Source organism: Streptococcus sp. NLN76 (assembly GCF_015686645.1).
Lineage (GTDB): Bacteria > Bacillota > Bacilli > Lactobacillales > Streptococcaceae > Streptococcus.
Map to the genome: position 1 here is coordinate 1 of NZ_JADPMS010000072.1, position 4086 is coordinate 4086.

Here is a 4086-nt window from a genome sequence, read left to right on the forward strand (position 1 = left end):
AGGGGAAATCCTTTTTTGTCTAGTCGAATGTTTCACCCAATGGGTGAAAAGCAGAACCTTCCAGAAACCCTGTGATCAATACGGTTTCTGGAAGGTTTTTAAGTTAGGTATGAATAATTTGGGTTTAATTATTTTCGTGTAGTGTATGAAGGCATTGCGTAATTTTTTAGCTCTCCATGTGTCACAAAATCTTGACTTTATTCAATTTCAAGCAGCTTATTTAACTCTTGTATATCCGGATTCTCTTGAAATCTGTAGTAATCATCTTGTAAACGGGTTCCTTTGGCACTATTCAAGACCCGAATCATTCTTTCTGGACGCATACAACACAACAGAAAAAGCTAAAAAAGTTTTAAAATCCAGTTCTATCAAGTGATTGAGCTAGATTGACTATAGCATAAGGTGATAAACTCGGAATTTTATCATTTTTTTCGCAGGAACTCTATTCTTCGGAAATTCGTAAAAAAAAACAAATCTCTCACTTGACAACTTGCGTCTACAAATGTAAACTATAAACATAGACTACAAGCGTAGACAGAAAGAGGTAGAAATCATGAAAGGACTGATGTCAACTGCGGAATGGCAGGTCATGCGGGTGCTCTGGGCTCATCCAAACAGCGGTAGTAGTCAGATTGTTGATTACCTGCAAGCGGATTTTGAGTGGAAACCCAGCACAGTCAAGACTCTCTTGGCTAGACTCAAGGATAAGGGTTTGATTGAGGCACAAGCGGAAGGCAAACGCTTTGTATATCGAGCTGTGACAAGTGAGCAGCAGGAGTTGGGAAAAATGGGGCAAGAGTGGTTGGATAACCAATGCCAGACCAAACACGGGGAGCATTTACTGGTTCTCCTGAAGAAAGCTCAACTGACTCAGTCTGACTTGGAGAATCTAGTAGCTTGGGCGGAGTTAGCCAAGAAAACAGCACCGACTCACGTGGTTTGTACTTGTTTGCCGGGTCAATGTGATTGCCATCATTAAAAAAGGAGAGTAAAAAATGGAAGAAAAAGTTTATCAAGTATCAGGGATGACCTGTGCATCGTGTGCCTTGACTGTTGAGAAAATTGCGGGGCAACAAGAAGGAGTGCAGGAAGCCCAAGTCAATTTAGCTACTGAAAAGTTAACGATTCGAACCAATACTGATTTTGAAAGTGCGGCCTTAGAAGAAGCGGTATCTGGAATTGGGTATCAGTTGGAGGTTCAAGAAGGTGGCTGGTCTATTGAGCAACATCAGATTGACGATGAACAAAAAGAGGCCCATCTGGAAAACCAGAAAAGGGAGGTAATTTGGACAAGTATCTTAGCTGTTCCCCTCCTATACATTGCCATGGGGAGTATGATGGGCTTACCATCACCAAACTGGTTGAGTGAACCAACAACTTTTGTCCTTGTCCAATTGCTCTTAACAACTGGAGTTCTTTGGCTTGGACGAGGATTCTATCAACGAGGTTTCCGAAATCTTTTCAAGGGTCATCCCAATATGGATAGCTTAATTGCGATTGGAACAGGAGCTGCTTATCTGTATAGTATTTATGGTTCCTGGCAAGTTTTACAGGGCCAACTCTATTTTGCCCACCATCTTTATTTTGAATCAGCTGCCACCATTGTTTTCTTTATTTTCTTAGGAAAATATTTAGAAGCTAGGGCCAAACACCAAACTTCGCGTGCCCTTCAAGGACTAAGCCAGTTAGCCCCGCAAGAGGCGATGTTAGTAACAGAAGATAGAGTTGAAGTGGTTGCAACCAAAGATCTCCAAGTTGAGGATGTGGTGCGTGTGGTACCAGGGGAAAGTTTCCCAGTTGATGGCGAAATCATTTCTGGTGAGAGCTATGTAGATGAATCCATGATGACCGGTGAAAGTGTGCCGGTTCATAAGCAAGTTGGAGAGGAAGTTTGGGCAGGAAGTCTCAACCAAACAGGGAGTGTCGATTACCGGGTTACCAAGGTCGGGGCTGAAACCATGCTGTCTCAAATTATTCAGTTGGTAGAAGCTGCTCAAGCGAAAAAAGCTCCGATTGCAGCTTTGGCAGACCGAATTGCCCTTTATTTTGTACCGACAGTTTTAATTGCTGCTGTTCTAGCTAGTCTAGCTTGGTATTTTATCGGAGGAGCTAGTCTAGAATTTGCCCTTTCGATTTTTATTGCGGTTCTTGTGATTGCCTGTCCTTGTGCACTTGGTCTTGCGACACCAACAGCCATGATGGTAGCTACAGGTCGTGGAGCTGAAAAGGGAATTTTATTGAAGTCTGGTCCTGCCTTAGAAAGTTTGGCGAACGTAGAAACTGTTCTTTTAGACAAAACAGGGACTGTCACAGCTGGGAAAATGACCTTGACCGATATGAAAGTCTGGACACAAGAGAGTGACGAAAGCATTCTTGTCCAATTGGCTTCTGTTGAAAGTCGTAGTGAGCATCCAATTGCTCAGGCCCTTGTTCAAGCTGCGGAAGAAGCGAACTTAGACCTTCTCCCGATTGAGGATTTCAAGGCACAAGTGGGACGGGGAGTCGAGGCAAAGATAGACAATCAACTCATCCAGGTTGGAACGCTTCGTTACCTTGAAGAAGAAGGGGTTTCCTTGCCAGAGGATTTAGATCTTTTGAGCTGGGAAAAAATGGGGAAAACCAGTTTGTTAATGGCACGAGATGGGCAATTTGTAGCAGCTCTTGCTGTAGCAGATCCGGTTAAAGAAACCAGTGCGCAAGCTATTCGTGACTTGAAAGAGTTGGGACTCAATCTTGTTCTATTGACAGGAGATAAGGAGGAAACCGCTCGTGCAATTGCCGACCAAGTAGGGATTGAGGAAGTTGTTTCTCAAGTATTGCCTCAAGACAAGGCTGCACAAGTTGAGAATTATCAAGCTAGAGGGCAATCCGTAGCCATGGTTGGGGATGGCATCAATGATGCTCCTGCCTTGGTGCAAGCAGAAGTTGGAGTTGCGATGGGAACAGGTACAGATATTGCCATGGATGCTGCTGATCTTGTCTTGCTCCAAGGAGACTTGATTAGTCTGGTAGATGCGATTCGTCTCAGTCGTGCAACGCTGCGAATCATCAAAGAAAATCTGTTCTGGGCTTTTATCTATAACGTTATTGGAATTCCAATTGCTATGGGTCTGCTCTACCTCTTTGGAGGACCTCTTCTCAACCCCATGTTGGCTGGATTAGCAATGAGCTTATCCTCTGTCTCAGTTGTTTTAAATGCATTGCGCTTACGCTTTAAATAAGAAAGGATTCCGAAAATGAAACAAACAGTTCAACTAGCAGGACTATCCTGCCAAAATTGCGTGAAACACACCACAGCAGCCTTCTCAAAACTGGAAGGAGTGGAGTCTGTTACGATTGATTTAGATCAACAGCTAGCCCAAGTGACCACCGATACAGCCTACCAGGTTCAAGATTACCAAGAAGTTCTTGGCCCCTTGCCTTACAAGGTAGAATCTGTCCTTTAATGCAAAACGCCGTTTCCCAAAAATGATACGTACCGTGTCAAGTAGACGGTTGAAATAAATAAAATATGTGATACCAGACTGCCTTAAGTTTAGGCGGTCTGTTTTTTCTTGTTGGCAATATTTTTCCAAAAATCAAGGTATTTTTTAGCTTGCTTAATTGGATAGTAGGTTCCTTGTTTAGGATTTGCCCTTGCATCAGCCCTTACTTGTGCAGTTGTCTTTCCTTCAAATCTCTCCTGTGGATCATGATGATGGTAGTAATCAATTATCTTTTCATACGCTTTCTTCATCTCTTCGAAAGTAGCTACATTAGGGTATAGCACCTCTCGCATTTCCTTTATTAGTCCTTACCAGCCTTCTAATGGGCTATTATCGATACACCGACCCACCCGAGACGTTGACTGGCTCATTCCCTGTTTTCTAACATATGTGCAAAAGTTTTTTTGTGATAAACTCGGGAAGTCGATATCAGATTATTTTTTCATAATTTGTTGTGACTTCTAATGAAAGCGCTGTCAATCAAAGATGATTATGTCCCGAAAAAATGATTAATATGGGCTAGAATAATTAGCGCGATTTTATTTGACACCAGGTACCTTTGAAGCTGTTTTTTAGACTAAACCAAGGCTACGATTAGCCT

4 protein-coding genes are annotated in these 4086 nt (G+C 42.7%); 3 read left to right on the forward strand and 1 reads right to left on the reverse strand.

The window, feature by feature from the left end; translation table 11 throughout:
• Positions 1 to 553 precede the first annotated feature (553 nt).
• Genes I1A59_RS09025 through I1A59_RS09035 form a run of 3 tightly spaced genes read left to right on the forward strand, consistent with a single transcriptional unit; the run spans position 554 to position 3446 of the window.
• On the forward strand, positions 554 to 979 hold the full coding sequence (locus I1A59_RS09025; protein WP_196092434.1) for a CopY/TcrY family copper transport repressor: 426 nt from the start codon (positions 554 to 556) through the stop codon (positions 977 to 979).
• A gap of 16 nt (positions 980 to 995) precedes the next feature.
• On the forward strand, positions 996 to 3221 hold the full coding sequence (locus tag I1A59_RS09030) for a heavy metal translocating P-type ATPase (RefSeq protein WP_196092435.1): 2226 nt from the start codon (positions 996 to 998) through the stop codon (positions 3219 to 3221).
• Between the two features lie 15 nt (positions 3222 to 3236).
• Complete coding sequence (locus I1A59_RS09035) at positions 3237 to 3446, forward strand: heavy metal-associated domain-containing protein (protein ID WP_196092436.1); 210 nt, start codon at positions 3237 to 3239, stop codon at positions 3444 to 3446.
• A gap of 89 nt (positions 3447 to 3535) precedes the next feature.
• On the opposite strand, the gene I1A59_RS09040 is transcribed toward I1A59_RS09035, so the two are convergent.
• Complete coding sequence (locus tag I1A59_RS09040) at positions 3536 to 3736, reverse strand: hypothetical protein (protein WP_196092437.1); 201 nt, start codon at positions 3734 to 3736, stop codon at positions 3536 to 3538.
• Positions 3737 to 4086 lie beyond the last annotated feature (350 nt).